This is a genomic window from Streptomyces sp. NBC_00669, from assembly GCF_036226785.1.
Lineage (GTDB): Bacteria > Actinomycetota > Actinomycetes > Streptomycetales > Streptomycetaceae > Actinacidiphila.
This window is the reverse complement of record NZ_CP109018.1, coordinates 8,994,540-9,021,209: the sequence shown is the minus strand read 5'-3', so window position 1 is coordinate 9,021,209 and position 26,670 is coordinate 8,994,540. Positions and strand designations below refer to the sequence as shown.

General features: G+C 72.0%; 22 protein-coding genes and 1 pseudogene. 6 read left to right on the top strand and 17 right to left on the bottom strand.

Annotated features, from left to right (window positions below; translation table 11 throughout):
* Window positions 1–26: 26 nt before the first annotated feature.
* The 6 genes from OG896_RS37815 to OG896_RS37790 are packed head-to-tail and all read right to left on the bottom strand — an operon-like array spanning window position 27 to window position 6,671.
* Entirely contained in the window at window positions 27–1,658 is a 1,632-nt protein-coding gene (locus OG896_RS37815) for an ABC transporter substrate-binding protein (RefSeq protein ID WP_329372731.1), read from the bottom strand.
* Window positions 1,655–2,740, bottom strand: a complete 1,086-nt coding sequence (locus tag OG896_RS37810) for an ABC transporter ATP-binding protein (protein ID WP_329372729.1) — start codon at window positions 2,738–2,740, stop codon at window positions 1,655–1,657. Before OG896_RS37810 ends, OG896_RS37815 begins: the two co-directional genes overlap by 4 nt.
* Complete coding sequence (locus OG896_RS37805) at window positions 2,737–3,780, bottom strand: ABC transporter ATP-binding protein (RefSeq protein WP_329372727.1); 1,044 nt, start codon at window positions 3,778–3,780, stop codon at window positions 2,737–2,739. The genes OG896_RS37810 and OG896_RS37805 overlap by 4 nt, the downstream gene beginning before the upstream one ends.
* A 28-nt stretch (window positions 3,781–3,808) precedes the next feature.
* Entirely contained in the window at window positions 3,809–4,825 is a 1,017-nt protein-coding gene (locus tag OG896_RS37800) for an ABC transporter permease (protein ID WP_329372726.1), read from the bottom strand.
* Window positions 4,826–4,839: 14 nt separating this feature from the next.
* On the bottom strand, window positions 4,840–5,712 hold the full coding sequence (locus OG896_RS37795; protein WP_329372724.1) for an ABC transporter permease: 873 nt from the start codon (window positions 5,710–5,712) through the stop codon (window positions 4,840–4,842).
* Window positions 5,709–6,671: a sugar phosphate isomerase/epimerase family protein gene (locus tag OG896_RS37790; RefSeq protein ID WP_329372722.1), complete on the bottom strand. Its 963-nt coding sequence runs from the start codon at window positions 6,669–6,671 to the stop codon at window positions 5,709–5,711. The genes OG896_RS37795 and OG896_RS37790 overlap by 4 nt, the downstream gene beginning before the upstream one ends.
* A 246-nt stretch (window positions 6,672–6,917) precedes the next feature.
* Between OG896_RS37790 and OG896_RS37785 the strand changes: the two genes are divergently transcribed.
* Both OG896_RS37785 and OG896_RS37780 read left to right on the top strand, forming a co-directional pair.
* Window positions 6,918–7,595: a FadR/GntR family transcriptional regulator gene (locus tag OG896_RS37785; protein ID WP_329372720.1), complete on the top strand. Its 678-nt coding sequence runs from the start codon at window positions 6,918–6,920 to the stop codon at window positions 7,593–7,595.
* A 66-nt stretch (window positions 7,596–7,661) separates the two neighbouring features.
* Entirely contained in the window at window positions 7,662–8,891 is a 1,230-nt protein-coding gene (locus OG896_RS37780) for an amidohydrolase (RefSeq protein WP_329372718.1), read from the top strand.
* Window positions 8,892–8,973: 82 nt separating this feature from the next.
* Here the strand turns inward: OG896_RS37780 and OG896_RS37775 are convergent, their stop codons facing one another.
* The 5 genes from OG896_RS37775 to OG896_RS37755 all read right to left on the bottom strand — a co-directional run bounded on the left by OG896_RS37775 (window position 8,974) and on the right by OG896_RS37755 (window position 14,631).
* Window positions 8,974–9,807 (bottom strand): PIG-L family deacetylase, encoded by an 834-nt coding sequence (locus OG896_RS37775; RefSeq protein WP_329372716.1) that lies wholly within the window; start codon window positions 9,805–9,807, stop codon window positions 8,974–8,976.
* Window positions 9,808–10,260: 453 nt separating this feature from the next.
* The gene (locus tag OG896_RS37770; RefSeq protein ID WP_329372714.1) at window positions 10,261–12,291 is read right to left on the bottom strand and encodes an outer membrane protein assembly factor BamB family protein; all 2,031 of its coding nucleotides are present in this window, start codon (window positions 12,289–12,291) and stop codon (window positions 10,261–10,263) included.
* Window positions 12,292–12,708: 417 nt separating this feature from the next.
* The gene (locus tag OG896_RS37765) at window positions 12,709–13,239 is read right to left on the bottom strand and encodes a recombinase family protein (RefSeq protein ID WP_329372712.1); all 531 of its coding nucleotides are present in this window, start codon (window positions 13,237–13,239) and stop codon (window positions 12,709–12,711) included.
* Window positions 13,240–13,455: 216 nt separating this feature from the next.
* Complete coding sequence (locus OG896_RS37760; protein WP_329372710.1) at window positions 13,456–13,824, bottom strand: VOC family protein; 369 nt, start codon at window positions 13,822–13,824, stop codon at window positions 13,456–13,458.
* A 33-nt stretch (window positions 13,825–13,857) separates the two neighbouring features.
* A complete protein-coding gene (locus tag OG896_RS37755; RefSeq protein ID WP_329372708.1) occupies window positions 13,858–14,631 on the bottom strand; it encodes an oxidoreductase in 774 nt (257 codons plus the stop codon).
* A gap of 80 nt (window positions 14,632–14,711) precedes the next feature.
* Here OG896_RS37755 and OG896_RS37750 point away from each other — a divergent pair, with 80 nt between their 5' ends.
* Window positions 14,712–15,290: a TetR/AcrR family transcriptional regulator gene (locus OG896_RS37750; RefSeq protein ID WP_329372706.1), complete on the top strand. Its 579-nt coding sequence runs from the start codon at window positions 14,712–14,714 to the stop codon at window positions 15,288–15,290.
* Between the two features lie 23 nt (window positions 15,291–15,313).
* Here the strand turns inward: OG896_RS37750 and OG896_RS40535 are convergent.
* The 3 genes and pseudogenes from OG896_RS40535 to OG896_RS37740 all read right to left on the bottom strand — a co-directional run.
* A pseudogene (locus OG896_RS40535) lies at window positions 15,314–15,520 on the bottom strand (hypothetical protein); the annotation flags it as partial.
* Between the two features lie 354 nt (window positions 15,521–15,874).
* Window positions 15,875–17,086 (bottom strand): macrolide family glycosyltransferase, encoded by a 1,212-nt coding sequence (locus OG896_RS37745; RefSeq protein ID WP_329372705.1) that lies wholly within the window; start codon window positions 17,084–17,086, stop codon window positions 15,875–15,877.
* 84 nt (window positions 17,087–17,170) lie between these two features.
* The gene (locus OG896_RS37740) at window positions 17,171–17,824 is read right to left on the bottom strand and encodes a CatB-related O-acetyltransferase (RefSeq protein ID WP_329372703.1); all 654 of its coding nucleotides are present in this window, start codon (window positions 17,822–17,824) and stop codon (window positions 17,171–17,173) included.
* A gap of 99 nt (window positions 17,825–17,923) precedes the next feature.
* On the opposite strand from OG896_RS37740, the gene OG896_RS37735 reads away from it, so the two are divergent.
* Window positions 17,924–18,553, top strand: a complete 630-nt coding sequence (locus tag OG896_RS37735; RefSeq protein ID WP_329372701.1) for a TetR/AcrR family transcriptional regulator — start codon at window positions 17,924–17,926, stop codon at window positions 18,551–18,553.
* 79 nt (window positions 18,554–18,632) lie between these two features.
* Here OG896_RS37735 and OG896_RS37730 read toward each other — a convergent pair whose 3' ends face one another.
* From OG896_RS37730 to OG896_RS37720, 3 genes are all read right to left on the bottom strand, one after another.
* A complete protein-coding gene (locus tag OG896_RS37730) occupies window positions 18,633–19,706 on the bottom strand; it encodes a formylglycine-generating enzyme family protein (RefSeq protein ID WP_443057212.1) in 1,074 nt (357 codons plus the stop codon).
* Window positions 19,707–19,842: 136 nt separating this feature from the next.
* The gene (locus OG896_RS37725; RefSeq protein ID WP_329372698.1) at window positions 19,843–22,122 is read right to left on the bottom strand and encodes a DUF4838 domain-containing protein; all 2,280 of its coding nucleotides are present in this window, start codon (window positions 22,120–22,122) and stop codon (window positions 19,843–19,845) included.
* Window positions 22,123–22,212: 90 nt separating this feature from the next.
* The gene (locus tag OG896_RS37720) at window positions 22,213–23,712 is read right to left on the bottom strand and encodes a sugar porter family MFS transporter (protein WP_329372696.1); all 1,500 of its coding nucleotides are present in this window, start codon (window positions 23,710–23,712) and stop codon (window positions 22,213–22,215) included.
* A 192-nt stretch (window positions 23,713–23,904) separates the two neighbouring features.
* Here OG896_RS37720 and OG896_RS37715 point away from each other — a divergent pair, with 192 nt between their 5' ends.
* Together OG896_RS37715 and OG896_RS37710 are read left to right on the top strand one after the other, a co-directional pair.
* Entirely contained in the window at window positions 23,905–25,080 is a 1,176-nt protein-coding gene (locus tag OG896_RS37715) for an ROK family transcriptional regulator (protein ID WP_329372694.1), read from the top strand.
* Window positions 25,080–26,609 carry a sulfatase-like hydrolase/transferase gene (locus OG896_RS37710; RefSeq protein ID WP_329372692.1) on the top strand — a complete coding sequence of 510 codons (1,530 nt, stop codon included), beginning with the start codon at window positions 25,080–25,082 and terminating at the stop codon, window positions 26,607–26,609. Before OG896_RS37715 ends, OG896_RS37710 begins: the two co-directional genes overlap by 1 nt.
* Window positions 26,610–26,670 lie beyond the last annotated feature (61 nt).

Below are 26,670 nucleotides of genomic sequence, written 5' to 3'. Positions count from 1 at the left end.
GGCGCGGGGCGCCGGGTGCGGGCGGGCTATCGGCCCCACTGCGCGAGGGGCAGGTTCCCGGCGTACGCGAAGTGCTTGACGTTCCTGCCGAGGACGGCGGTGAACCGGGCCCGGTAGAGGATGATCGTCGGCGAGTTGTCCACCCAGAGCGTGCTGATCCGGTCGATGAGCTGCTGCTGTTGCGCCGGGTCGGTGACGCTGTTGAGCTGGGCGAGCAGCGGCTTGCTGCCGGGCAGGCAGATGTGCTGGTTGTTGAAGCTGCTGCCGCAGGTGGTCTTCTTGCGCAGTTCGTAACTGCCCAGTGGTGTGCTGGACTCGAAGAGCAGCGCCGACTGGTAGGTGCCGTTGTTGAACAGCGTGCTGAAGTCGGCCGGCGGCTTGGCCACGAGGTTCACCTTGACGCCGATGGCGCGCCAGACGGACTGGAGCAGCGCCGCGAGGTCGGACACGCCGGGCGACTGCGGGTTGATCATCAGGTCGAGGTGGGGTGACTTCAGGCCCGATGCGGCCAGCAACCGCTTGGCCTTGGCCGGGTCGTAGGCCCGCGGCGGTTCGAGGGAGGCGTTGTAGCCGGCCATGCCCGGCACCACGGGGCCGTAGTAAGAGTCGCCGTAGCCGTAGACGAGCTTGGAGATGATCTGCTGGTAGGGGATGGCGTAGGTGAGGGCCTCGCGGAACTTCGCGTTGCCCGTGACGGGGCCCTGGTTGTTCAGCGAGACCGTGACCGGTGTGGCGCTGCCCGCGCTGACGACCTTGCAGCAGGACTTGCCGCTGACGCTGTGCACGCTCTGCGGTGGCAGCCCGAGCGTGACGTCGGCCTGGCTGTTCTCGGCCTGGAGCAGCAGGGTCGGGATCGACGGGATGAAGTTGACCTGGACCTTCGGTTCGATGGCCGGGGTGCCGTAGTAGTGCGGATTGCGTACCAGGACGGCGTGGTTGTTGGGGACGTAGGTCTGTAGGACGTACGGTCCGCTGCTGCTCGCGGTGTGGCTTTGCAGCCACTGGTTCGGGCTGCCCGCCTTGACGCCGCCGTGGGCCTCGATCGGCTTGGGGTCGTAGATCGAGCCGCGGCTCTGGGACAGGCTGTAGAGGATCTCGGGATACGCCTTCCGAAGGTGCAGCACCACGGTGGTCGCGTCGGGCGCGTCCACACCGGTGATCAACGGTGGGTCGGTGATGCCGAGTTGGAGCGAGAGCGCGCCGCAGGCACCCATCTTCACGGTGCGCTCCAGGGAGTACTTCACCGCGTTGGCGTCGAGCGGGTCGCCGTTGGCGAACGTCTTTCCGGCGGGCAGCGTGAAGGTGTACGTCTTCCCCTGGTCGGAGACCTTCCAGCTCGTGGCGAGGTCGGGCTCCACCTTCGACGGGTCGGGGTCTGCGGTGGTGAACCCGTCCTTGTCGGCGGTGACCGACTGCTTGACCAGCCGTCCGTAGAAGCTGCCGGCCAGGGAGTTGTCGTCGCCGGGACACGAGAACGCGGGGTCGAGGCTGGAGATGCTCGTCGCCCAGTTCACCGTGAACGGGCGGTCGGAGCCGGCCCCCGCGCCGTTGACGTCCGAGCCGCCGCAGGCCGCGGTCATGGCCGCGGTGGCGGCGAGGCCGACCGCGAGCAGGGTGCGGCGGTGGGGACGGGCCGGTATCCGATCGTTTCTTGTCACTTGTCCTCCTCTCCGAGCGTGGGGGTACGGCTCTGGGCGCCGGCCCGCCGGGCGAGTTGCTCCTGCATCTCGCCCGGGAAGTGGCAGGCGACCTGGTGTCCGGGGACGACCTCGCGCAGCCGCGGGCGGCGCTGCGCGCAGTCGGGGCGGCCGGCGCCGACCGGGCAGCGGGGCAGCAGGGGGCAGCCCTCGGCCGGCGCCGGACCGGCGGCCGGCTTGGCCGTGTCCAGGGCGCGCCGGCTGCGCTCCATGACGTCGGGGTCGGGGACGGGCGCGGCGAGCAGCAGCGTCACGGTGTAGGGGTGCAGCGGGTTGGCGAACAGTTCGTCGGAGTCGGCGACCTCCACGATCTCGCCGAGGTACATCACCGCGATGCGGTGGCAGACGTACCGGGCCACGGCGAGGTCGTGCACGATGAACAGGCAGGTCAGGCCCAGTCCGGACTGGAGGTCCGCCAGCAGGTTGAGGACCTGGGCCTGCACCGACACGTCCAGGGCCGTCACCGGCTCGTCGAGGACGAGGAGTTCGGGGTGGAGGACGAGCGCGCGGGCGATGGCGATGCGCTGGCGCTGGCCGCCGGAGAAGGCGTGGGCGTTGCGTTCGGCCAGTTCCGCCGACAGGCCCACCCGTTCGAGCATCTCCAGGGCTCGGGCCCGCCGGACGGCGGCGTCGCGCTCGCCGTGCACCAGGAGTGGTTCCTCGACGAGCCGGCGTACCGAGAAGCGCGGGTCCAGCGAGCCGTAGGGGTCCTGGAAGACCATCTGCACCCGCGAGCGCATCTTCCGCAGCGCGGCGTGCGACATCTTCCCGACGTCGTCTCCGTCGAAGACGACCGAGCCGGAATCGGGGTCGGTCATCCGCAGCGCGCACGAGGCGGCGGTGGACTTGCCGGAGCCGGACTCGCCGACGAGTCCGAGGGTTTCGCCCCGGCGCACCTCGAAGGAGACCTGCCGCAGCGCGTGCACCTGCCCGGTCCTGCGGGTGCCGACGCCGGCGCGCCTGCCGCCGAAGGACTTGGTGAGGTCGGTGACGCGCAGCAGCACGTCGGGTTCGGCGGCCTGCTGGACTGGCGGGGAAGTCATTCGGTGTCCTCCAGCTCTTCGGTGCCGGGGAAGTGGCACTTGGTGGCGCGCTCGGCGCCCGGCGCGCCGAGGCTGACGAGCACCGGTTCCCGGCTGCGGCAGTCGGGCTTGCCGCGGCCGGCCGGGCAGCGCGGCTCGAAGGAGCAGCCCGTGATGGGCAGGGTGGGGTCGGGGAGCGCGCCGGGGATCGTGGACAGCCGCCCCTGCGGGACCTGGTCGGTCCTCAGCACGCACTTGATCAGCTCGCGGGAGTAGGGGTGTGCCGCCGCGGAGAACAGGTCCCGGCTGCGGCTCTCCTCGACCAGCTGGCCGGCGTACATGACCTTCACCGAGTCGCAGTAGCCGGCGACGATGCCGAGGTTGTGCGTGATCAGCATCAGGGCGGCGCCGCGGTCGGTCACCAGGCGGTCGAGCAGTTCCAGTACCTGGGCCTGGGTGGTCACGTCGAGCGCGGTGGTCGGTTCGTCGGCGATCACCAGCTCGGGCGAGTTGGCGAGCGCCATCGCGATCAGCACGCGCTGCCGCATGCCGCCGGAGTACTGGTGCGGGTAGTCCGCCAACCGGTGGGCGGCGTTGACCACGCCGACCTCGCCGAGCAGGTCGGCGGCCAGCTTCCGGGCGGCCTTGCGGGTGATGTCCTGGTGGGCGCGGATGCCCTCCACCATCTGGGAGCCGATGCTGCGGATCGGGTCCAGCGCGCTCATGGGGTCCTGGAAGACCAGGGAGATCCGGCGGCCGCGGACGTGGGACATCTCGGAGTCCGTGAGCCCGCGCAGATCCTGTCCGTCGAGCAGCACCTCCCCCTCGGTCACCCGGCCGGGTGGCTGGAGGAGGCCGACGATGGACATGGCCATGGCCGACTTGCCCGAGCCCGACTCCCCCACGATCGCCAGGCGCTCGCGGCGGTGGACGGTGAAGCTGACGTCCCGTACGGCGGCCACCTTTCCCCTGGGGGTGGCGAACTCGGTGCGCAGGCCCCTGACCTGGAGCAGGGCGTCGGTAGGGGGTGTGGTGGCGGCGGTTGCTGGTGTCTGAGCCATCAGCTCGGCTCCTGTCCGGTTTGTCATCTCACTTGGCGCCGACTCGGATGCGGGGGTCGATGGTGGAGTAGGTGACGTCGGCCAGGAAGCTGACCGCCACGTAGAGGAAGGCGCTCAGCACGATGACTCCCTGGACGACCGAGAAGTCCTTCTGGAGGATCGCGTCGACCGTCAGCGAGCCGACGCCGGGCCAGCCGAACACCTTCTCCACCAGGACGCTGCCGGTCATCAGCTCGGCGAGGAGCATCGCGGTGGCGGCCACCAGGGGAAGCAGCGAGTTGGGCACGACATGGCGCAGGAAGGCGGCCCGGCGGGTGATGCCCCGGCTCCGCGCGACCAGTACGAACGGCTCCCGGATCGTATTCCGCAGCTGCGACCGGAACAGCCGGCTGAGGAAGGCGAACGGTCCGACCGCGATGGTGCAGCCGGGCAGGATCAGGTGCCAGACGGCGTTGAGGAAGGTGGCGAACTGGCCGGCGAGCAGGGCGTCGACGGTGTAGAGGCCGGTGACGTCGTGCGGAGCGGCCCTGCCCGGCGACAGCCGTCCCTCGGGGCCGGGGAAGATCCCGAGCTTGACCGAGAGCAGCAGGATGGCCACGAGGGCGAGCCAGAAGGGCGGGGAGCCCATCGCCAGCGACGAGGTGGTCCGCAGCGAGACATCGGCGCCCTTCTTGCGGCGGAAGACCGCGACGGCGCCGAAGACGAGTGCCGACGCCACGGCGATGAACACGCCGGTCAGGCCGAGTTCGATCGTGGCCGGCAGCCGGGAGCGCAGCAGGCCGGCCACCGGTTGGCCGGTGCTGAAGGAGAATCCGAGGTTGCCGTGCGCGAGCGCGGTGAGGTAGTCCCAGAACTGCGCCGGCAGCGACTTGTCGAGCCCCATCGAGGCGCGGATGTTGGCGATCGTCGTCGGGTTGGCGAGGTCACCGCCGACGAGCCGGGCCGGGTCGCCGGGCAGCTTGCGCAGCATGAGGAAGGAGAACACCAGCGCGCCGAGGATGGTGGTGATCCCGACGGCGAGGCGCTTGGAGACGGTGGCGAGCATCAGGGTCCCTCTCGTCAGTCGGCCACGATGTACTCGCCGCGGGGGTCGAGGATCTCGCGCGTCCGGTCGGCGACGACGGTGGTCAGGGTCACGGCGATGAGCAGCACGAGGCCGGGGAAGGCCGCGACCCACCACTGGCCGGTCAGGAAGAACTGCTGGCCGTCGGTGATCATCGAGCCGAGTTCGGCGGTCGGCGGCTGGGCGCCCATGCCGAGGAAGCCCAGTGCCGCGAGCGAGAGGACCGCCGCGCCGAAGACGGCCGCCATCTGCAGCACGATGGTGGAGATCAGGTGCGGGAAGATGTGCACGAACAGGGTTCGGCGCTGGGTCGCCCCGATCGCCCGGGTGGACTTGACGAAGTCCTTGGCGGAGATCCGCATGACCTCGCTGCGCAGGGTGCGCATGTACCAGGGGAACGAGTGGATCGACAGGCCGATCACGACCGCGGGTATGCCGGGTTTGAGGGCCATCACGACCGCCATCGCGAGCATGATCGAGGGGAAGCAGAGGATCGAGTTGGTCAGCCAGGTCAGGACCGTGTCGACGTAGCCCCCCAGCGCCCCGGCGAGCAGGCCGGTGACACAGCCGAGGACCGCCCCGGCCAGGGCGACGACCAGGCCGGCGCCGAGCGAGGCCCGCGCGCCGACCAGTACCCGGGCGAGCATGTCCCGGCCGAGGTTGTCGGTGCCCAGCGGGTGGTGGGCCGAGGGCGGGGTGAACTGCTGGGCCAGATCGACGGTGTTGGAGTTGTCCGGCCACACGAGCGGGCCGAAGACCACGACCAGGGCGAGGACTCCCAGCGCGCTCAGGGCGACCACCAGGACCTTGTCGTTTCTTGAGACCCGGCGGCGCACGGCGCGCAGCCGGGTCGAGGCGATGCTTGTCACGGCTGCTCTCCAGAGATCGTGACCAGTACGGAACGCACGTGGGTGATGCTTCGGCGCAGTTCGGCGCGGTACCCGGCGCTGTCGGTGCGCGATGCGGCGTCGACCGGCTGCCGGCCGCCTTGCTCCGCCGCCGAGCGCTCGCAGCGCACCGCGGCGCGCACCAGGCGGGCCAGCTCCCGTGGCCTGATGTGGGGTTCCGCGTCGAACCAGTCGTCCCGGAACATCTCCGTGTCGAACTGCCCGCGATGCTGCTCGAAGACGAGGTGCCGGGCCGGAGCGTCCCGGACGAGGGTGTCCAGGATCGCGGTCCAGTCGAGCACTCCGTCGCCGCAGGGCCGCAGTTCGCGGCGCAGACCGGCGGGGGTGAAGTACAGCGCGACGTCCTCCAGATGGGTCTGGTGGACGTAGGGCGCGAGCCGCCGGGTCACCTCGACCGGGTCCTCGGCGCGTACGACGAGGTTCGCCACGTCGAGGCTCACCCCGAACACGTCGGTGCCGGCGGTCTCGACCAGCCGGATCACCTCGTCCGAGGAGAGGTCCTCGTGGGTCTTCACGTTGAGCCGGCAGCCGTGTTCCAGCAGCACCGGCCGCAGGGCGGCCAACGTCCGCTGGATCTCCGCCAGTTGCTCGGCGTGCGAGGGTGAGGCGCGCTGCCGCTCGGTCCTGGTGTAGGCGAAGAACCGGTCGCAGCCCAGGGCCACGGCGGCACCGATCATCGCGGTGAGTTCGGCGACGCGTTCGGCGTGGTCGCCGTGCGGGCCGAGGCAGCCCACGCCGGCTTCGACGAAGAGGCCGCGCTCGTCGGCGGCCTGCCGGGCCGCCTGCAGTTCGGCCCGGTCCAGCGAAGGACTGACCGCGCGAGGGTCGGCGAAGAGCACGCCGCCCAGGCCCAGTTGGCCGGCCAGGCCGAGGGCCGCCGGCCAGTCGCCCGCGCCGATGCCCTGGACCGGGCCGCACATGGCTCCAAGACGCTTGGTCGTGCGCGGATCTGAGGCTCGGTCAGGGAGGGTTCGGGACTCGGTTTGATCGAAGGCGATACGCGGGGACGTGGTCGTCATGTAATCTGATTACCAGACGTCTGATGTTTCTGGATAGGGACCTCGATGGACTTTCGGCAGATCCTCCGAGCCGCACGACATGGCATCGCCTCGGTCGCCGCTCCACCGGCGAGGGCCCGGCTGACCACCAGGAAGGTGGGGGGTTAAGTGCCACGCTTCAACCGCGTTTCCGCAGTACAGGTCGCCATCGAGGAGATCCGCGACCAGATCCGCGAGGGGAACTGGGCGCTGGGTGACCGGCTGCCGTCCGAGGCGGAACTCACCCAGACCATGGGCCTGAGCCGAGCGCCGCTGCGCGAGGCCATCCGCGCCCTCACCTACGCCGGCCTGCTCTCCGTACGGCAGGGCGACGGCACGTATGTGATCGCGGTCGACGAGGCGACCGTGGCGCTCAACCGCAAGCTCACCGACAGCAAGACCCGGGACGTCCTCGAAGTGCGGCGCGGGCTGGACACGGCCGCGGTCCAACTGGCCGCCGCACGGCGTACCGAGGACGACCTGGAGGCGATGGCCGACATCCTGCGGCGCCGGCGGGAGGCGGCCTCCACGGGCGACCAGTCGACCTTCGTCGACGCCGACGTCTCCTTCCACCTGGCCGTCGCGAAGGCCGCCGGCAACTCCCTGCTCCTGGACCTCTACGAGGGGCTCTCGCTGGCCATGCGGGAGTCCCTGGACACGGTCCGGTCGCTCGAACACGCCGTCGGCGAGGGCGGCGACGACCACGAGGCCCTGTTCGACGCGATCAGGGCGGGGGACGCGGCGCGCGCCTCCGAGATCGTCCTGTCGATCATCGCCGGGCAGGAGCAGCAGTGCGCGTTGCAGTGACCCCGCCCCGCCCGGCCCGCCTGCCCCGCCTGCCCTGCCTGCCCCGCTGACAACCTACGGAGAGCCATGACGAGTCCGAAGAAGATCATCGACGTACGCCCCTGGGCGGGCGAGCCGAGCGACCTCCTCGTCGAGGACGGCCGGATCACGCAGGTGCTGCCGGCCGGCGGCGGGGCGGCGCGGGACGAGCCGGGCGTCATCGACGGGCGCGGGCGGATCGCGCTGCCCTCCTTCACCGACGCGCACGCCCACCTCGACTCCACCCGGCTCGGCCTGCCGTTCCGCCCGCACACCGCGGGGCCGGGTCTTGAGGGCCTGATCGAGAACGACCGGGCCAACTGGCGTTCCGCAGAGGCGAGCGTCAGCGAGCGGGCGACCCACACCCTCGGCAGGACCATCGCCTCGGGCGCCACCGCCGTACGCAGCCACGCCCAGGTCGACACGGAATCCGGCCTCGACCGCCTCCATGGCGTGCTCGCCGCGCGCGAAGCGCACCAGGACCGGGCGACGGTCCAGGTCGTCGCCTTCCCGCAGGCCGGGATCGTCCGCGACCGCGGCACCGCCGACCTGCTGGCCGACGCGCTCGCCAGCGGCGCGGATCTGGTGGGCGGCATCGACCCCTGCGGCCTCGATCGCGATCCGGTCGAGCACCTGGACATCGTCTTCGGCCTGGCCGAACGCCACCAGACCGGCCTGGACCTGCATCTCCACGAGGAGGGCGAGCTCGGGGCCTTCACGCTCGGCCTCGTCTTCGACCGGGTCCGCGCCTTGTCCATGCGGGGCAAGGTGACGATCTCGCACGCCTTCGCGCTCGCCACGTCGCAGGCCCCCCGGGTCGAGGAACTGGTCACCCAGCTCGCCGAACTCGACATCGCCCTCACCACGATCGCCCCGAGCGGCCGGCGCACGCTGCCCCTGGAACTGCTGGCCGAGCACCGCGTGCGGGTGGGCCTGGGCCAGGACGGCATTCGGGACTACTGGTCGCCGTTCGGCGACGGCGACATCCTCGGCCGCACCTGGCAGCTCGCGTTCACCAACCAGTTGCGGCGCGACGAGCACATCGAGCGCTGCGTCGCGCTGGCCACCGTGGGCGGCCGGGCGGTCCTGGCGGGCGGCGGGGTCGGCGCCGCCTGGACGGCCGCCGCCCCGGAACCCCGCGGCTTGGCCCAGGGCGACGCCGCCGACCTCGTCCTGCTCTCCGGGGAGACGGTGACCAGCGCGGTGATGGACCGGCCGCAGGACCGTGTCGTCATCCGCCAGGGCAGGGTCGTGGCCGAGGACGGTGTGCTGGTCTGAGCCCCGGGGGCAGGCAGGGCCGTGGCGGCGGCCGGGCGGGGGCGGATCAGCGCGGGCCGACGAATCAGCGCGCTCCGGCGGATCAGCGCAGGCCGGCGAAGAGGTCGTTCTCGGGTGTGGCCGCGCCGGTGGTGTCCTGGACCCGGACGAAGGTCTCCATGCCCATCAACTCGCCGAACCTCTCCTTGCCCATCTTGAGGAAGAAGATGTTCTCGCCCTGGCTGGCGTGCGCGGCCAGCGCGTCGAACTTCTGACCGCTGAACGCCGTGGTGTCCACCCATGTGGTGATCTGATCGTCGGGAAGCCCGATCTCGGCCATCGCGGCGGCCTCGGCGGGGTCCGGCTCCGGCATGTCCTCGTCCAGCTCGCGCATGACCTCGCCGAAGCGCTGGAACATCGTGCGGGGCATGGTGGTCCAGTACACCTTCGGGGTCAGGTCGGTCATCTCCAGCGCCGCCATCGTGATGCGGTGGGCCTGGATGTGGTCGGGGTGGCCGTAGAAGCCGTTCTCGTCATAGGTGACGACCACATCGGGGCGGTACTCCCGCATGAGGTCCGCGAGCCGGGCCGCGCCTTCCTGCACGGGGGTCTGCCAGAAGGACCCGGGGGCGTCGTTGCTCGACCAGCCCATCATTCCGGAGTCGGCGTAGTCGAGCATCTCCAGATCGCCGACCTTCAGGACGTCGCAGCTCGCCTCGAGTTCCTTGCGGCGCATCGAGGCGACCGCCGCCGGATCGTGGCCGGGATCGCCCGGCTTGACACCTCCCGGTCCGTCACCGCAACCGCCGTCGGTACAGGTCACCAGAACCGTGCGGATGCCTTCCGCCGCGTACCGCGCGAGGACTCCCCCGGTTCCGGTGGCCTCGTCGTCGGGGTGGGCGTGCACTGCCATGAGCGTCAGGGGCCGGTCAGCCATCAAACAGTCCTTCTGCAGAAATGTGTCGTGGTCCCGGTGCGCGGCAGGCGTACCGCCACCTCGGAGCCCGGTTCCGCGCGAGGGCGGACGACCTTGTGATCACCGTATCCCCCGCGCGTACGGCGCCGGGCCGTCGATCGGTGCAACGGCGACGGCCGGACCTGCTGTTCCCGATACGGCTGCGCGGCACGCGGGTGCACGCAGGATCGGGCCCACCCGGAAGCTCGTACTGCCGGCGGAAGACCCGCTCCACGCGGGCCGCGAGTTCCGGCAGGTTCATCTCCGGGGTGAACGCGACCACCACGCGCTCGGGGCCGAACATCTTGGCGGCGTTCGCCCGCTCGGCGGTGACGGCCGGTACCGCCGTCACCGCCCTGCCCGGCGCGGCCCGGCAGTTGCACCGGAGCGCGTCGGGCCCGGCGGCGCGGCCGCTCCCCTGAGCGTCCCCACCGGTCATCGCGGCGGGCGGTCGTCCACCTCGACGAGGTTGTGGCCACGCAGCGTGTAGAGCTTGCCGTCGTGGGCGTTGACGTGCGGTTCGCTGTACCAGATGCCGTTGATGCCGGGGACGACGGTGCTGACGGCGAACGTCTTCGGGTGGAAGCGGAAGAGCGTGGTGATCGAGACGCCGTAGACGGTGCCGCGATTGGTGACCAGGGCCGCGTAGCCGCGGCTGACGCTGCTCACGTCCGCGGTGTGCAGCAACTGCCGGGTGTGCAGGTCGATGACGAACAGCACGCCGTCCCTGGTCAGCCCGTAGAGGTGGCGGCCCTGCACCGCGAGGGCCGTCACCCCCTTCTGCTGCCCCGTCTCCAGGCGCCACAGCTCGCGGCCGGTGACCGGATCGACGGCCACCACGGTGCCGCGCGCTCCCGTGGCGGCCTCGTTGTCACCGCCCAGGTAGGCGACGCCGTCCCGGTTCGCCACCGCCGCGACGAGCTGGACGCTGTCGATCGGGTTGACGTACGAGGTCGACTTCCCCGTCCTCGGCGCGTACGTCCACAAGGCGCCGCCGCCCTCGGTGTCGGACTGCACGCCGAGCAGGAGCAACTTGTTGGCCGGGTCCCAGGAGGTGTCCATCGGCCGGTTCTGCACGCTGGGGAACTGCGCGATCTGGTGCGGTTGCCCGCCTGCGCGGGGGTCGTACTCCCAGATGCCCAGGGCGTCGTACTGGCCGGTGTACAGCCGGCCGCCGATCACCTCGGCGTCCTTGACCTCGCCGGGCGCCCGCAGATTGACGACGGCTCCGCTCCGCAGGTCGTGCCGGGCGAGGGTGCCGGTGCCGCCGACGTAGACGTATCCGCCGCCGGCCGCGATCCCCATGCCCGCCTCCGCGTCCGCGGGAGCGCCTGCCGTACCCAGGTCGGTGATCACCGAGGTGCCGGCGGCCAGATCGATCTCGGCGACGAACCCGTAGGCCGAGACGACCTCCAGCTTCCCGTCGGTGTGGTCCACGCCCCAGATCTCTCCGAGATCCGGTCCGTCGAACTCCACCGCGGAGACCGCCTTGTCCGCCAACGAGTAGGAATACACTCCCGTGTCGGTGGCGAAGTAGATCCGGTCCGTGTCGGCGGTGAAGCACTTGGCGGTCGTGCCGTTGACGCTCACCACCGTGTAAGAGGAGAGGTCCGCCAGGTCCATCACCGCGAGCTTCGCCGGATCGACCCCGCCCGAGGTGCCGACCACCAGGTTCCCGCCGACGACGCCGAGGCACCGCAGGCTGGGGTCCTGCTCCATCTCCTTGGGCACCACCGAGGTGAACGTGCGCTTGGTCCGGTCGAACGCGAACAGCGCCGCCTTGCTCGCGTCGCCCCCGCCGACCAGGACGCTGCCCGAGCCGACGAAAACGGCGGTGTCGGTGGCCGCGACGGCCTCGGCCTCGGTGGCAAGCGGATTGGCGACGCCCAGGCTGGTGGTCGCACCGGTGGCCGGGTCGTACTCCCACAGCGCGGGCGGCGTTCCCGTCACGCCGCCCACCGCGTACACCGTTCCGTCGGGGGCGACCGCCAGCGCGCGGATGTCGCGGTCCGCGCCCGTCCTGCCGATGCCCACCGCAGGCTTGTCCGGCGTCGTCAGGTCCCACCGGAAGAGGTTCGGCTTGCCCTGGTCGCCCTTGAGCAGCACGCCGATGTAGAGGTACCGGCCGGTCGGGTCCGCCGCGAGCGCCTGGATGGTGGGATCGGGTGCCGCGTCGAGATCGGTGACCGAGACCACCTTCCGGGTCGGCAGGTGGAACCCGATCACCCGGGCAGGGGCGAGGTTGCGCGATCCGATGTAGACGGTGTCGCCGACGAGCAGTCCGCTCATGAGGGAGTACTGGACGACAGCCGGGCCCAGGTCGGTCACGGTCGTGCGCGGGCCGCGCGACGAAGCGGTCGCCGCGGCCGCGCCCGGAGCGGCGAGCGAGTTGGCGGCTGCGGCCAGCCCGGCGGCGCCACCGAACTGCAAGAGGCGGCGGCGGGTGGTGGAGAACGGTTCGGTCATGCGGGCTCCTCCTAGGTAAGCGCTTTCGCATCCGTCATCATTCGCTTCATACGAAACGTCGTCAAGGAGTATTGCTTTCACTCTTCGAATGAACGACGCGTTGCGAACGAAACGAAAGCGCACGGGAGTTGCGGTGCCCCAGCCCCAGTCCCAGCCCTGCCGCTCCTGCCTACCGGTCGCCGACCGTGGGCCCGCTGGAGGCCCGTGCGCGATCCCGGCCCGGGTGTGAGCGTGCTGGCCCGGTTCTCGTACTCGGGGCGTGCCTTGCGCTGGGCCGGGATCGCGGGGAGTCCGTGACCGCTGTCGAGCGGCTGGCAGCGGGCGAGGAACTGTCGGTGCGTGGAGGGGACGGCTCTGACGCGCAGGGTGTAGCCCTGGCCCCGCCGTACGGTCACGCCCTGGTCGAGCGCGGCCCGCTCAGAGGTCGGCGACGGCCGTGCGGATCGCGCCGCGGCTTACGCCGTGGTCGCGGGCGAGGGCAGCGGTCGAGCGGCCCTCCAAGTACGAGGTGCGGACCGTGCCGATCTCGTCGACCGCGACGGCGGGGCGGCGTCCGCCCTTGCTGCCCTTGGCCTCGGCGGCCCGCAGTCCGTCGTACGTCAACTCGCGCTGGAGGTCTCGCTGGAGTTCGCCGGTGCGCGGGTGGCGGGCGGCGAGGTCCATGGCGGAGAACGCGCCGTCGTGGATACGCAGGGCGAGCTGGTCGCGGTGAAGGACTTCGAGGACGTCGAGGATGCACTGGTTGCCGCGCACGAGGCGGAACATCTCGGAGATGTGCACGGTGTCGCCCGGCTGCGCGCAGCCGAGCAGTTCGCCGAACTTCGGGCGCTGGAGCGGGTGGAGGCGGCTGGAGGTACCCGGGGCCTCTTCGAAGGCGATCGGGTCCTCGATACCGGCCTCGGCCAGGACGAGATCCTGGCGGGCGGTGGACTGCTGGTCGGTCGACACCCGCTTTTAGACGAGATGGGCCACGCTGTGTCCCGCTCCTGCTGCCGCGTCGGACCTCGGGTGTCATCCAACCCTGTCGTCAGCCCTCATAGGATCGACCCCATTGGATCGGAGCCGCCGTCAGGCCCCGGAATCACCGGGTTCATTGGATGCCCGCCGCGCCTGTCGTCATTTCGATCATCTGACGACAGGCGCCCACGATGAGCGATGGCAGTCTCAGGCCGTGCGGAGGCAGAAGGGATGTCCGGCGGGGCTGGCGTACACACGGCTGCCGGTGCCGGCGTCTGAGCTGGACTCCTCTGTGGGGCGCAGGCGCGTGGCACCGGCGTCGACGGCGGCGCGGTCTGCGGTCGCGAGGTCTTCAACGCCGAAGTCGAGGTGCATCTGCTGGGGGGCGCCGTCCGGCCATCCCGGGGCGGTGTGTCCGGGGGCGGACTGGACGACGATCACGGGCAGGCCGGGTGCCTGGATGAAGTGGTGGGTGGGCGTGGTGGTGGTCGATCCGCCGAGCAGGCGGTGCCAGAAGGCACCCTCCGTCCCGATGTCGGCCGCGTCGATGATCACAGAGGTCAGGGTGAGGGACATGATGGTGGTCCTGTTCTTGGTGCCGGCTGGTGTTCAGACGGTGGGGAGGATGCCACCGTCGACGCGGAACTGCGCTCCGGTGAGCCATTTCGCGCGGCTGGAGGCGAGGAAGGCGATCATCTCGGCGACGTCCTCGGGGTCTCCGGGGCGGTCCATGGGGATTTTCAGGTGGTCCACGATCCGGCGGGTGATCTCGTCCGCGGTCACGCCCTGCTGCTCGGCCATGTGCCGCAGGTGGGCGGTGGCGCCGTCGGTGACGACGAAGCCGGGAAGAACGCAGACCACGCGCACTCCGTGTTCGCCGACCTCGGTGGCCAGTTCTCGGCTGTAGGCGTTCAGTGCGGCCTTCGCCGCGGCGTAGGAGGCTTCCGTGCGCTGGGGCAGCCGGCTGGCGATCGAGGAGATGTGCACGACGACGCCGGAGCCTCGCTCGACCATGCCCGGCACCAGGGACCGGTCCAGGCGCACGGCGCTCAGGAGGTTCATCCCCAGGTCCGCGTGCCAGGATTCGTCCGACCGGCTCAGAGTCGGTGCCGGGGGGCTCGCCGCGCCGGCGTTGTTCACGAGGACGTCCACGCCGCCCACGTGGTCGATGACGCGGCGGCCGAGGTCGGCCACCCCCTCCGGAGTGGAGAGGTCCGCCGGCATGAAGGTGCCGCCGCTGTTCTCTCCGGGCCGGCTGCGGGAGGCCGTCAGCACTGTCGCGCCCGCGGCGACGAACCGACGCACGGTCGCCGCACCCAGGCCCCGGCTGCCGCCGGTGACCAGGACCCGTAGGCCCTCCAGCCCCTCATCGGTGATCGGCATCGGATGGCCCTTCCGTAAGATGAACCTGACTCCGGAAACGATACACATAAACGGAACCGGACTCATCTTATGGAGGTCCCTTGCCGTCACCACGCCCGCTGCGCGCCGACGCGCGCCGCAACCGCGAAGCCCTGCTGTCGGCCGCCCGCGAAGCGTTCCTCGCCGGCGACACCGACGCGCACGTGGAAGAGATCGCCCGCAGCGCCGGAGTCGCCGTCGGAACGCTCTACCGGCACTTCGAGACCCGCGAGGCACTGATCGAGGAGGTCTACCGCAAGGAAGTCGACGACCTGTGCGCCGCACCCGAGCAGCTGCTGGAGCACCACGCCCCGGCGGAGGCCCTGCGCCGTTTCCTGCTCCTGCTGGTCGACCACGCGGCCGTGGGCAAAGGCATGTCCGTCGCGCTGGAGAGCATCATGGCGAGCGACTCACCGGTCTTCGGCGTCGCCCGTACCCATATGGGCGACGCCCTCACCCGTCTCCTCGACGCCGGCGCCACGGCCGGCACCGTCCGCGGCGACGTCACCGGCCCCACCCTGCTACGAGCCCTGGGCGGTATCTGCGCCATGCGCGTGAGCGACGGGTGGCTCGACGAAGCCCGCCAGATCACCAACCTCCTCCTCGACGGCCTGCGCCACGACGTCCCGCGCGCGACCTGAACAGAAGAGCGCGCGGCGTGCTGCTCCTGCCCGTCGTCGTCCTCGTCCGGGTCCGGGACGTCCGCATCACGCAGCGGCCGCAGGGTGCCGTCGACCGGGACGCTCGCGGTGAGGCTGTAGCGTCCGAGCAGGTTCAGGTTCCGGTGCTTGAGCGGGGAGAGCCGGGCGCCATCTTCGACGCGGATCTCGTGGCCCTCGGCATGCAGCTGGGCGACGGCCGCGTAGTGGTAGCCGCCCGGCGGGACCACCAGTCCGACGTTCTTGCCCGGGTGGGCCGGCGGGGCGCGGGCCACCGGAGGTCTTCGGTGCGGGCGCCCGGGCCGCGGCCGGCGACATGGCGCCGCCGTGCACCCGGGTGATCAGCCCGTTTCCGGCGAGGCTCCCGTACGTCCTGGCGCACGGTGACGGTCGAGACCGCCATCTCCTCGATCAGAGGTCCGTCACCGTGACCGACCCCCGGCGTTCGACCATGCGCAGAATCGCCTCGCGCCGCTCTTCGGTCGACACCTCGGCCCCTTTCGCCGCGACAGGCGGCTTTCACTCGACAGCCGAAAGGCATCAACCGTAAGGGTGCCCGTGGCCGGCTACCGCGGCCCGCGGCCCGTCGCGGGGACCACGGCGGAGGGCAGCATGTCCTCGATGAGGTCGGCGGCGCGCGGGGTGCCGCCCTCTCCCCGGGCGGCGGCCCGCAACTGCCGGGACCGGTCGGCACGTTCCGTATCCGTGACCAGGTCGTTCAGCGCCGCGCGAAGGGTCTCGGGGGTGGCGTCGTCGGTGTCCACGCGGCGGGCGACGCCGAGTTCCACGAGCCGGTCGGCGTTCATGAACTGCTCGGCTCCCTGCGGCACCGCGATCATGGGAACGCCGGCGAGGAGCCCTTCGCCGCAGCCGCCCATGCCGGCGTGGGTGAGGAACGCGTCGGCCTGTTCCAGCACCGCCCGCTGCGGGACCCAGGAGTGCACGTCGATGTTGGGCGGGAGGATACCGAGTTCCCCGGGGTCGGTGTACTTGCCGATCTGGAGGACGACGTGCCAGCCGGGCAGGTCGCCGAAGGCCGCGACGCACTGCCGGTAGAACGCGGGCCGGCGGGTGTACGCCGAGCCGAGCGAGATCAGCAGCACGTGGTCCGCGCCGGCCGGGCGGGTCCAGCCGTCCGGGTCCGCTCGGGTGTCGAAGCAGGGGCCGACGAAGGTCACCGTGTCGGTGTCGACCCGATCGGCGTGCGGCTGCATCGCTCGCGGGATCAGGGCGAGGGCCCGGCCGGGCGGACCGCAGAACGTGTCCACGTCCGTGGTGGTCGCACCGCAGCCGGCGAGCCACCGGGCGAACCTGTCCTGGTACGCGTCGGCGCCCGGCAGCTTCCGCAACTGCGCCCCGACGTCCTCCTGGTAGCCGTCCCAGCCGACGAACGTCGGGGACAGCTGCACGAGGGGACGGTCCTGCGCTTCGGCGAGGGCGCGCGCGGCGTAGGCGCCGATGTCGTAGAGGTAGAGGTCGGCCGGATCGGCGTCGTAGGCGGCGCGCAGTTGCGGGAGCGCCTGGACGGCGTCGTCGAGGAAGAGGCTCGCCGCGGCGATGGGATCGGTCGGCCAGTCGTTGTCCACGACGGGCAACGTGGAGGTGCAGGGCACCGGTTCCGCGCCCGCGGACTCGATCCGGTCGGCCACGAGCGGGTCGTTGGCGTAGCTGACCCGGTGCCCGCGGGCCACCAGCTCACGGATGAGCGCGAGGCTGGGCAGGACGTGGCTGACGAGGGGGACGCCGACCATCGCGATGTGGGCGCGGCGACGGGACATGGGCGATCACTCGATTCTGGCGCGGGAGGGGTGCGGGCGGCGCGGGCGGCGCGGCGACGACGGGGGTTCGCCGAGGACGCGGTGTCAGGGTTGGTCGAGCTGCGCGGCGGCCTCCTCCAACTCGGCGACGGTCCCCGACATGATCGTCCGCACGTGCCGGGTGATGTGCCGCACGGGCCAGTCCCACCACGCCACCGCGAGGAGCCGGGCGATGTCCGCGGCGTCGTAGCGGGTGCGGATGAGCCGGGCGGGGTTGCCGCCGGCGATGCCGTAGTCGGGGACGTCGGCGGTGACCACCGCGCCCGCGGCGATGATCGCGCCGTGGCCGATGCGCACCCCGGGCATGACCGTGGCGCCGTGGCCGAACCACACGTCGTTGCCGACGACCGTGTCACCCCGGCCGGGCAGGTCGGTGATCAGGTCGAAGTGCTCCGCCCAGGAGCCCCCCATGGTGGGGAACGGGAAGGTGGAAGGACCGTCCATCCGGTGGTTGGCGCCGTTCATCAGGAACCGGGTGCCCGTCCCCAGCGCGCAGTACCTGCCGATGACCAGCCGCTCGGGGCCGTAGTGGTAGAGGACGTTGCGCGTCTCGAACGCGGTCGGGTCGTCCGGATCGTCGTAGTAGGAGAAGTCGCCGACCTCGATCAGCGGCGACGTCACCAGTGGCTTGAGCAGGACCACCCGCGGGTGCCCGGGCATCGGGTGGAGCACGGTGGGGTCGGCGGGCACGGGCGGCATCGTGGCGGCGGTTCCTCTCGGGCGGGCTTAGAGCGACAACTGTCGCGTTAAGATGCTGGCACAGCCCCGCCACCCCGATCAACCGGATACTGGTCGCCGATGACAGACCCACTCGACCCGACGTCGGACCGCCGTCCTGGCGGTCGCACCGCCCGCGTCCGCGCCCAAGTGCTCGACGCGGTGCGCGCCGAACTCGCCGAACGCGGTCACGAAGGACTCACGATGGAGGGGGTCGCGGCGCGGGCCGGCGTGCACCGCGCCACGGTCTACCGGCGCTGGCGCGACGTCGGCGGCCTGCTCGTCGACGTCATCGCCGCCGCCGGCGAGATCGACTGGCAGCCGCCGGACACCGGTTCGCTGCGCGGCGACCTGACGGCCCTCAACCAGGAGATCCAGGAATCCCTGCTCGTACGGCCGTCGTTCGCCGTCGCCCTGATGGCCGCCTCGTTCCACTCCGAACAGGCCGCGCGGGCCCAGACGCAGCTGTGGAAGGACCGGTACGACCAGTGCGAGATCCTGGTCGAGCGCGCCCTCGCGCGCGGCGAACTCCCCGCACAACACATTGACGCGCGCAGCCTGTTGATCGCCGCGACGGCGCCCCTCTACCACCAGCTGGTCCTCCTGCGCGCCGACCCCGACCCGCGACTCCCGGAACGCGCCGCGCTGGCAGCGGTGCTGGCGGCCGCCGCGGGGGCCTTCCGCGTCGGTCGGGACGAGAGCGTGCGATAGGAGCCCTGCGGCGAGCCGGCCCCGCTGGTCCGCGCCTCCCGAAACCCCCCGCACCGCTCCCGCCGTGGCGGAACCGGGGCTACGGGTTGGCCTGGACCTCCCGTGGCCCCTGGTCCGCGCCGAGATCCGCGGCGCAGCGGAAGCCGAGGTTGGCCGCGGTGGAGTCGGGGGTGTTGGCGGAGCGGGCGGCGACGCGGTAGCGGTGGCAGTACGAGTCGTGGCACAGGTAGGAGCCGCCTCGCATCACGCGGCCCTGGCCGAAGCGCGGGCCCCGGGGGTCCTCGTCGGGCGAGCGGCGGTAGTAGTACGGCGAGAACCAGTCCGCGCACCACTCCCAGGTGTTGCCGGACATGTTCCGCAGCCCGAAGCCGTTGGGCGGGAAGGCGGCGGCGGGCGCGGTGGTCAGATAGCCGTCGGCGCGGGTGTTGACGGTGGGGAAGTCGCCGTTCCAGATGTTGCACCGGTGCTCGCCGCCCGGGGTGAGTTCGTCGCCCCACGCGAACCGGCGGCCCGCGAGACCGCCGCGTGCCGCGTACTCCCATTCGGCCTCGGTCGGCAGCCGCTTGCCCGCCCAGCGGCAATAGGCGAGGGCGTCGCGGTGGGAGACGTGGACGACGGGGTGGTCCAGCAGGTCCTCGATACCCGAGTCCGGTCCGCCGGGATGCGCCCAGTCCGCGCCGCGCACGCTCACCCACCACGGGGCCGCCTGCACGCGGCCGAGCACCGCTTTGGCCGGCGCCGCGAGGGCCAGGTGGAACACCGCGGACTGGCCGTAGCGTTCGGCGTCCGTCACGTGGCCGGTGGCGGCCACGAAGGCGGCGAACTCGGTGTTGGTGACCGCGGTCGGGTCGAGGGCGAAGGGGCGCAGGCGCACCCGGTGCACCGGGGTCTCGCCGTCGGCGGCGTACCCCTCGTCGAAGGCGTCCCCCATGGCGAACTCGCCGCCGGGCAGCGGCACCGGCGACTGGAGGCCCGCCCGCGGGCCGGCGGTCCGCTCCGCCGGCGCGGGCGGTTCAGACGGTTCAGGCCGCGCGGGCGGTCCGAGCGGAGTCGTCGGTCCCGGCGGCGGGCCGGTGCGCCGCGGTGCGCAGCAGGGTCGGGGGCCCGCGGCCTGCCCGGAACCGCCGGCCGGTCCGGTGCCGTGAGCGGACACGGGTGTCTCGGCGTCAATCACATGGGGTCCTGTGGTGCGGGCCGCCCCGTCGGGCGCGGCCTGGTGGGCCGCGGCGCGGGCCGGACTCCGCCGGCCCCGCGCCGCATGGTCGTCACGTCGGTACGCTGTCAGGTCGTCACGTCGTCAACGTGCAGGTGACACTCGTCAGTTCGGTGCCCGAGCTGCTGAACGCCACCACGATCGAGCGGTCCCCGGTCGCCGGCACCGGCCCGGCGTCGAGCCTGACCGCCACGGCGCCCTGTCGCTCGCCGTGCGCCTCCAGCACGCCCGAGGTGCGGTCGGCGGTGACGCCCTCCGGCAGGGTCAGCCGCCACTGGACCCGGTGCCCGCGGTAGTCCACGTCCTGCGCGTGGACGGTGAGTACGGCGGTGCCGCCCGCGGGCAGGGCCAGCCGGGACGGGTCGGCGTAGCCCCAGGCCGGCGCGCGGTACTCGTGGGCGATCGCGACCCGGTCGCGGTCCTCGCCGTACCGGCTCGCCACGTAGGAGCAGTCCAACTGGACGCCGTCGAAGCGGTGCCGCAGGGTCAGCTGCTCGTAGCGGTCGGCTGCCTCGGTGCGCTCGGCGGCGGTCCCGGAAGCGGCGAGGGAGATCGCGACATCGGCCAGCGAGATCTCCGCGGCCTGGTCCAGGCGGTCCAGCACGAGCCGCCGCGGGCTGCCCGCGGGTACGGCCCTGCGCGCGCTGTCCAGGGCGGCGCGCGCGGCGGTGTAGTTGTCCCGGAAGGACGGTGCCGCGGAGCCGAGCTGATCGGGGTCGGCGGTCGTCCGGGCGAAGTAGTCCGCCATGGCGGCGGCCGACGCGCCGAACCGGGCCGGGAGGTAGGCGCCGAGGAACTGCCCGTCGTCCAGCGCCGGGTCCCAGGCGCTGTGTGCCGCGAAGAGGTGGACGGCCTCGGCGGACAGCCAGTCGGCGGGCTCGGCGTAGCAGCCGATTCCGCTCAGGCCGAGCGAGCGGTACACGGCGGCGTCCCGGGCCAGCACCGGCAGGACGTTGGCCGGCAGCTGCCGCCAGCGGTAGCGGCGCGAGTAGTCGTACACCGCGAGCGGCCCCTCGTGGGCGTCGCGCCACTGCCGCAGCAGGGCGAGGTAGCCCGCGTTGGTGGTGGAGGAGGGGTCGTCGAGGGCGGCGGAGTAGGTGCGGCCGTAGGGGGCGAAGTCGACGATGACGTCCGGGTCGAAGGAGTGGCCGCCGGTGGGCGGGTCGATGGCGGCGCCGTAGGCGATCCGCTCCACCCGCACACTGGGGGCCGCGTCGCGCAGTGCGGCGACGACCGCGTTGACGACCACGGTCTCGGCGTTGCCGGCGGTGCCGTACGCGGTGAGCGCGGCCTTCGGCCAGACGGCACTGTCCGGCGGCCAGCAGTCGAAGATGCCGATCTCCGGGCGGGTGGTGAGGTAGTCGAGCACGTTGTGCACGTACTGGTCGACGGCCGCGCCGTTCTGCACGTCGAAGACGTTGGTGCCGGACGTGTAGTACTGCGGGTACGTCGACTGCGGCAGGAACGACTGGTAGCCGTGCCCGCCCACCTCCAGCTCCAGGCCCCGGCGGGCGATCTCGGGGGCGAGGGCGGTGCGGAAGTCGTCGTAGCGGGTCGAGCCGAAGCCGCCGTAGTCGTAGGGGAAGACCAGGGTGTTCAGGCCCTGCTTCGCCATCCAGTCGACCAGCGCGACGAGGGCGCCGGTGTTGATGCTCCAGCCCTCCTCCACGTACTTGCGCCGCAGCGCCCACTGCGGCGACCGGTGCGTGGTGCCGGAGCCGAGGACGAGGTCGGGCGAGCGGGGCACCGACTCGGCCGCGCCCTGGTAGAAGGTGAAGGTCGGGGCGAAGAACTCGACACCGGCCTGGCGCAGCAGCCCGTACGCGGCGAACAGGCAGGCCCGCTCGCCGGCTCCGGTGAGCACCGAGAAGTCCGTGCCGGTGGTGACGGTCCAGCTGTCCTCGGGCTGGGAACTCAGGGCCTCGGCGTCACGGGAGGCGGCCGCCAGGACGTCCGCGGTGGGCACCTGCCCGCGGACGAAGGCGAGGCCGTACGGCGCCGTGCCGGAGGGGTTCGCGAGCCGGACCACCGGGACGCTCCCCCCGATGACGCGGCCGAGGTAGCGCGCGAGTTCGGCCGCCGCGAAGGCCACCGGGGAAGGCGCCGGGGGACCCGCCTGGGAGGTGTCGGACGCCGCCCACCACACGACGTGCCCCTGCGCGCGCCCGCCGCGCCCGACCCGGCAGCCCGCCGCGGCCGGACCTGCCGAACCCGCCGGACCTGCCGAACCCGCCGGCCCGGGCGAACTCGCCGACGCCGCGGACGCGTTGAGAAGTTGCCCGGCGAGCGTGCTGCTCGCGGCGAAGGCTGCGGACATGCCGACGACACTGCGGCGGCTCGGCTGCGGACGGTGCATGCGAGGTCTCCTCGGTTCCGGAACGGTGGGGTGGGGTGGGGTGCCCGACGAGGTGGCGGCGGCACGGACGGCGTTTCAGCGGACCGCGCCTCAGTCGGCCTGCCAGCGGCCGCCCCGCTTCCAGAAGCCCTCCACCTCGTCGAGGGTCCGGCCGCGGGTCTCGGGGGCGAACCGCAGCGCGAAGACGGCGGCTGCCAGGCACAGCGCGAGGAAGAGCCCGAAGGCCGTGACGCCGCCGAGCGAGGTGAGCAGGGACAGGAAGGTGAGCGTGATGATGAGGTTGGTGAGCAGGTCGACGGTGAGCAGCAGGGAGGCGCCCGTGGAGCGCAGCCGCGCGGGCAGCGCCTCGGAGGCGTAGACCCAGACCATGGCGCCGAACCCGGCCGAGTAGCCGATCCGGAACAGGACCACGCCGGTCACCGCGATCACCTCGGTCGCGCCACGGCCGACCCCCCAGGCGAAGGCGGCGATCAGCACCGCGTTGGCCACGGCCATCAAGGTGATGCCGGTCAGCAGGGTGGGGCGACGGCCGGCCCGCTCCACCAGGACCAGTGCCAGCACTTCGCCGAGCATCGCCGCGAGTTGCACCATCGCGGTGACCATGATCGCGGCGTGGTCGCTGGTGAAGCCGACCTTCTTGTAGATGAGGGGGCTGTAGGCGACGATCGCGGCGATCCCGGTGACCTGGACGAAGAAGCCGAGCCCGACCACGAACAGGCCCGCGCGCCGGTAGGGCGGGCGCAGCAACTCGCGTACGGTGCCGGGCTTGCCGGCCGCCAGCGAGGCGCCTATCCGCTCCAACTCAGCCGGTACCTCCTCGGCGCCGCGGGTCCGCGCGAGGGACACCGCGGCCTCCTCGGCGCGGCCGTGCATCAGATACCAGTGGCCGGTCTCCGGCAGGCGGGCCACCAGGATGGTGACGACGGCGGCGGGCAGCGCCGAGATGCCCAGCATCCACCGCCAGTCGTTCCGGCCGCCGTTCGCCAGCCCGAGGTCGGCGAAGTACGACGCGGCGATGCCCACGGTGGTGGCGAGTTGGTAGCAGACCAGCAATCGGCCGCGCAGGTGCAGGGGGGAGGACTCGCCGACGAACACGGGCGCCGCGACCACGGAACCGCCGATGGCGACGCCGAGCAGCAGTCGGGCCACGAGCAGGGTGGCCAGGTCGGGGGCGAGGCCGGACAGCGCGGAGAAGACCACGTACCCGATGCAGACCGCGTACATGGTGCGGCGCCGGCCCAGCCGGTCGCAGGCCGACTTCGCCAGGACCGCGCCGATGACGGAGCCGGCCCCGACCGCGGACGTGACCGTCTCCTGCATGTGGGTGCTCAGACCGAAGTCGCGCTTCAGGGAGAGCAGGGCTCCGGCGAGCGCGCCGGTGTCGTATCCGTAGATGAGCCCGACGGCGCTGCCGGCCAGCCCGACCGCGAGGACCGCCGACCGCGCCGGCGGCGCCGAAAGGGTGGTGTCTCCCCCGGACCCGGACCCGGTGCCGGTGCCGGTGCCGGTGCCGCTGCCTCCGCCTCTGCCTCCGCCTCTGCCATTGCCGGACCCGGCGCCTCTCCCGGACCCGGTGTCCATTCGGCCCATGACCATGACCTGTCCCCTGTCCCTGCGCTCGGTGGTTCGCCGTGCGGAACAGCGTGCGGGACCCGTTTTTTTCTGTCTACAACTTGGACATAATTAATTTCACGGTGAGTCGCGAACTTGCGATCACCAGGCATCTGTGTACGGTGAGACCCGCTCCGTCCCTCTGGATTGTGTCGAGGAGATTGACAAAATATGAAGGGATCTGTGCGGCGCCTGAACACTGAGCAGGTCCTCGCCCTGCTGCGTTCCGGGCCGATCAGCCGGGCCGCGATCATCGCGCGCACGGGTCTGTCGCGCGCCACCGTCTCCAGCATCGTCGCCGAACTCCTCGCCGACGGGGTGGTCGTGGACCGGCCCGCGGCCGAGGAGCGCCGGGCCGGGCCCGGCCGCCCCACCCGGCTCGTCGTCCTGTCCCAGGGCAGCGTCCGCTCCATCGGCGTGGCCTTCCAGATCGCGTCCACCGCGGTCGCCGTCGCCGACGCGCAGCAGCAGATCGTCGGCACCGCGGTCCGCAGCCACCGGGCGGCCCTCAACTGGCTCGACCGGGCGCGGATCGCCATCGAGGAGGTGCGGCGCCTCTACCAGGAGCACGGCATCGAACCGACCCACCTCACCGGCATCGGCATGGGTGTCGCGGGACCGGTGGGGCAGTCCGCCCCCGACGCCGCCTGGCGGGTGGCGGCCGACCGCCTCACCGCGGAGTTCAACGCGCCGGTGCACGTCGACAACAACCTGCGCCTGGCCGCGCTCGCCGAGACCGGCTGGGGCACCGACCTCGTCACCGGCTCCCTGCTCTACTTCCACCTCGGCGAGGGCGTCGGGGCGGGCATCGTGATCGGCGGCCGCCTCTACCGCGGCGCGACCGGGGCGGCCGGCGAAGTCGGCCACGTGCGGATCGACCCGGAGGGGCCCGCCTGCCGCTGCGGCGCCCGGGGCTGCCTGGAGACGTACACCGCGCTGCCGGTGCTGCTGCGCCGCGCCCGCGTCAAGCGGGCCGGACGGCCCTTCTCCGAACTGGCCGCGGACCCCGCGCTCGCCGAGGAGCTGACCCGGGCCGCCGAACTCTGCGGCCGTGCCGTCGGCGCCGCCGTGACGACCATGGACATCTCCCGCGTCGTCCTCGGCGGGATGCTGGCGTACGCCCCGGCGGAGGCGGAGCGGGCCTTCACCGCGGCCCTCGACGCCCACCTGCTGCCGGCCATGCGCGAGAGCGTGCAGGTGGGCCGCGCCCGTGCCGGCGACACCGCCGCCGTCACCGGCGCCCTCGCCCTCGTCTACCACAACTCGCCGATCCTCGAGGGCTACCACCCCTACCGCACCGCGCCCCGCGACGACGCCGGGGGCCGCATTCCACCCCAGGAGCACTGATGGACACGCCCCGACAGGCCCGCAACATCCTCTTCCTGATGACGGATCAGCACCGCATCGACACCATCGGCGCGTACGGCAACCCCCACGCGCGCACCCCGAACCTGGACCGTCTCGCCGCCGGCGGCACCCGCTTCACCCACGCCTTCACCCCCACCGCCATCTGCACCCCGGCCCGCGCCAGCCTGCTGACCGGCAAGTCGCCGTTCCGGCACCGCCTGCTGGCGAACGACGAGTGGAACATCGGCTACCGTACCGACCTCGCCGAGGACGAGTTCACCTTCTCGCAGGCCCTGCGCGGCGCGGGCTACCAGGTCGGGCAGGTCGGCAAGTGGCACGTCGGGGAGACGCGCCGGCCCGCCGACTTCGGGTTCGACGGGCCGTACCTGCCCGGTGCCATCAACCCGGTGCTGAACAGCGAGTACCAGGACTGGCTCGCCGCACGCGGCCTGCCCCCGGTCAGCATCCGCGACCGCATACGCGGCACCCTGCCGGGCGACCGTCCCGGCCACCTCCTCGCCGCCCGTCTCGACCAGCCGGTGGAGGCGACCTTCGAACACTTCCTCGCCGACCGCGCCATCGAGATGCTGCGCGGCTACGCCGCCACCGGCCGCCCGTTCCACCTCTCCCTGCACTTCTACGGCCCCCACCTGCCGTACCTCATCCCCGACGAGTACTACGACCTGATCGACCCCGCCGTGGTCGAGCTGCCGGACTCGTTCGCGGAGAACTTCCAGGGCAAGCCGCCGGTCCAGCAGCAGTACAGCACCTACTGGTCGGCGGACAGCTTCTCCCCCGACGAGTGGCGCAAACTGATCGCGGTCTACTGGGGTTACGTCTCGATGATCGACGCCGAGATCGGCCGGGTGCTGGACGTCCTCGACGAGCTGGGCCAGACCGACCGCACGGCCGTCTTCTTCACCGCCGACCACGGCGAGTTCACCGGCGCCCACCGCCTCAACGACAAGGGCCCGGCGATGTACGACGACATCTACCGCATCCCCGGACTGCTCCGCGTCCCCGGCGCCCCCGCCGGCCGGGTCGACGACCGCTTCACCACCCTGACCGACTGCACCGCCACGATCCTCGACCTGGCCGGCCTCGATCCCTCGGCCGCCGTCGACGGCAGCAGCCTGCTGCCGCTGGTGCACGGTCAGGAGGCCGCGGACTGGCGCACCGACCTGGTGGCGGAGTTCCACGGCCACCACTTCCACCACCAGCAGCGCATGCTGCGCACCCCGGATTTCAAGCTGGTGGTCAACCCCGAGTCCGTCAACGAGCTCTACGACCTGCGCAGGGACCCGCACGAGCTGACCAACGTGCACGAGGTGCCGGCCTACGACCAGGTGCGCCGCGACCTGAGCCTGCGCCTGTACGAGGCGCTCACCGCCCGCGGTGACACCGTCTTCGCCAAGTGGATGGCCGCCACCACCCGCTTCGACGTACCGCTCGCGAACACCTCCAAGAGCGACTACGACGCGGTCGACGCCGCACCCGACGACACCGGCGCCGCCACCACCGGCGTCTGAACCACCCTCGGTTCGTCGAACCGTTGGCGGTCCGGTCCTCAACCGCTCCCGTGCGCAGGAG

Excerpts from the sequence above, each read along its gene's own strand:
- OG896_RS37810 (WP_329372729.1), bottom strand. The coding sequence starts at position 2,740 with ATGACTTCCCCGCCAGTCCAGCAGGCCGCCGAACCCGACGTGCTGCTG.
- OG896_RS37805 (WP_329372727.1), bottom strand. The coding sequence starts at position 3,780 with ATGGCTCAGACACCAGCAACCGCCGCCACCACACCCCCTACCGACGCC.
- OG896_RS37800 (WP_329372726.1), bottom strand. The coding sequence starts at position 4,825 with ATGCTCGCCACCGTCTCCAAGCGCCTCGCCGTCGGGATCACCACCATC.
- OG896_RS37790 (WP_329372722.1), bottom strand. The coding sequence starts at position 6,671 with ATGTGCGGCCCGGTCCAGGGCATCGGCGCGGGCGACTGGCCGGCGGCC.
- OG896_RS37780 (WP_329372718.1), top strand. The coding sequence starts at position 7,662 with ATGACGAGTCCGAAGAAGATCATCGACGTACGCCCCTGGGCGGGCGAG.
- OG896_RS37775 (WP_329372716.1), bottom strand. The coding sequence starts at position 9,807 with ATGGCTGACCGGCCCCTGACGCTCATGGCAGTGCACGCCCACCCCGAC.
- OG896_RS37770 (WP_329372714.1), bottom strand. The coding sequence starts at position 12,291 with ATGACCGAACCGTTCTCCACCACCCGCCGCCGCCTCTTGCAGTTCGGT.
- OG896_RS37760 (WP_329372710.1), bottom strand. The coding sequence starts at position 13,824 with ATGTCCCTCACCCTGACCTCTGTGATCATCGACGCGGCCGACATCGGG.
- OG896_RS37755 (WP_329372708.1), bottom strand. The coding sequence starts at position 14,631 with ATGCCGATCACCGATGAGGGGCTGGAGGGCCTACGGGTCCTGGTCACC.
- OG896_RS37745 (WP_329372705.1), bottom strand. The coding sequence starts at position 17,086 with ATGTCCCGTCGCCGCGCCCACATCGCGATGGTCGGCGTCCCCCTCGTC.
- OG896_RS37740 (WP_329372703.1), bottom strand. The coding sequence starts at position 17,824 with ATGCCGCCCGTGCCCGCCGACCCCACCGTGCTCCACCCGATGCCCGGG.
- OG896_RS37735 (WP_329372701.1), top strand. The coding sequence starts at position 17,924 with ATGACAGACCCACTCGACCCGACGTCGGACCGCCGTCCTGGCGGTCGC.
- OG896_RS37725 (WP_329372698.1), bottom strand. The coding sequence starts at position 22,122 with ATGCACCGTCCGCAGCCGAGCCGCCGCAGTGTCGTCGGCATGTCCGCA.
- OG896_RS37720 (WP_329372696.1), bottom strand. The coding sequence starts at position 23,712 with ATGGGCCGAATGGACACCGGGTCCGGGAGAGGCGCCGGGTCCGGCAAT.
- OG896_RS37715 (WP_329372694.1), top strand. The coding sequence starts at position 23,905 with ATGAAGGGATCTGTGCGGCGCCTGAACACTGAGCAGGTCCTCGCCCTG.
- OG896_RS37710 (WP_329372692.1), top strand. The coding sequence starts at position 25,080 with ATGGACACGCCCCGACAGGCCCGCAACATCCTCTTCCTGATGACGGAT.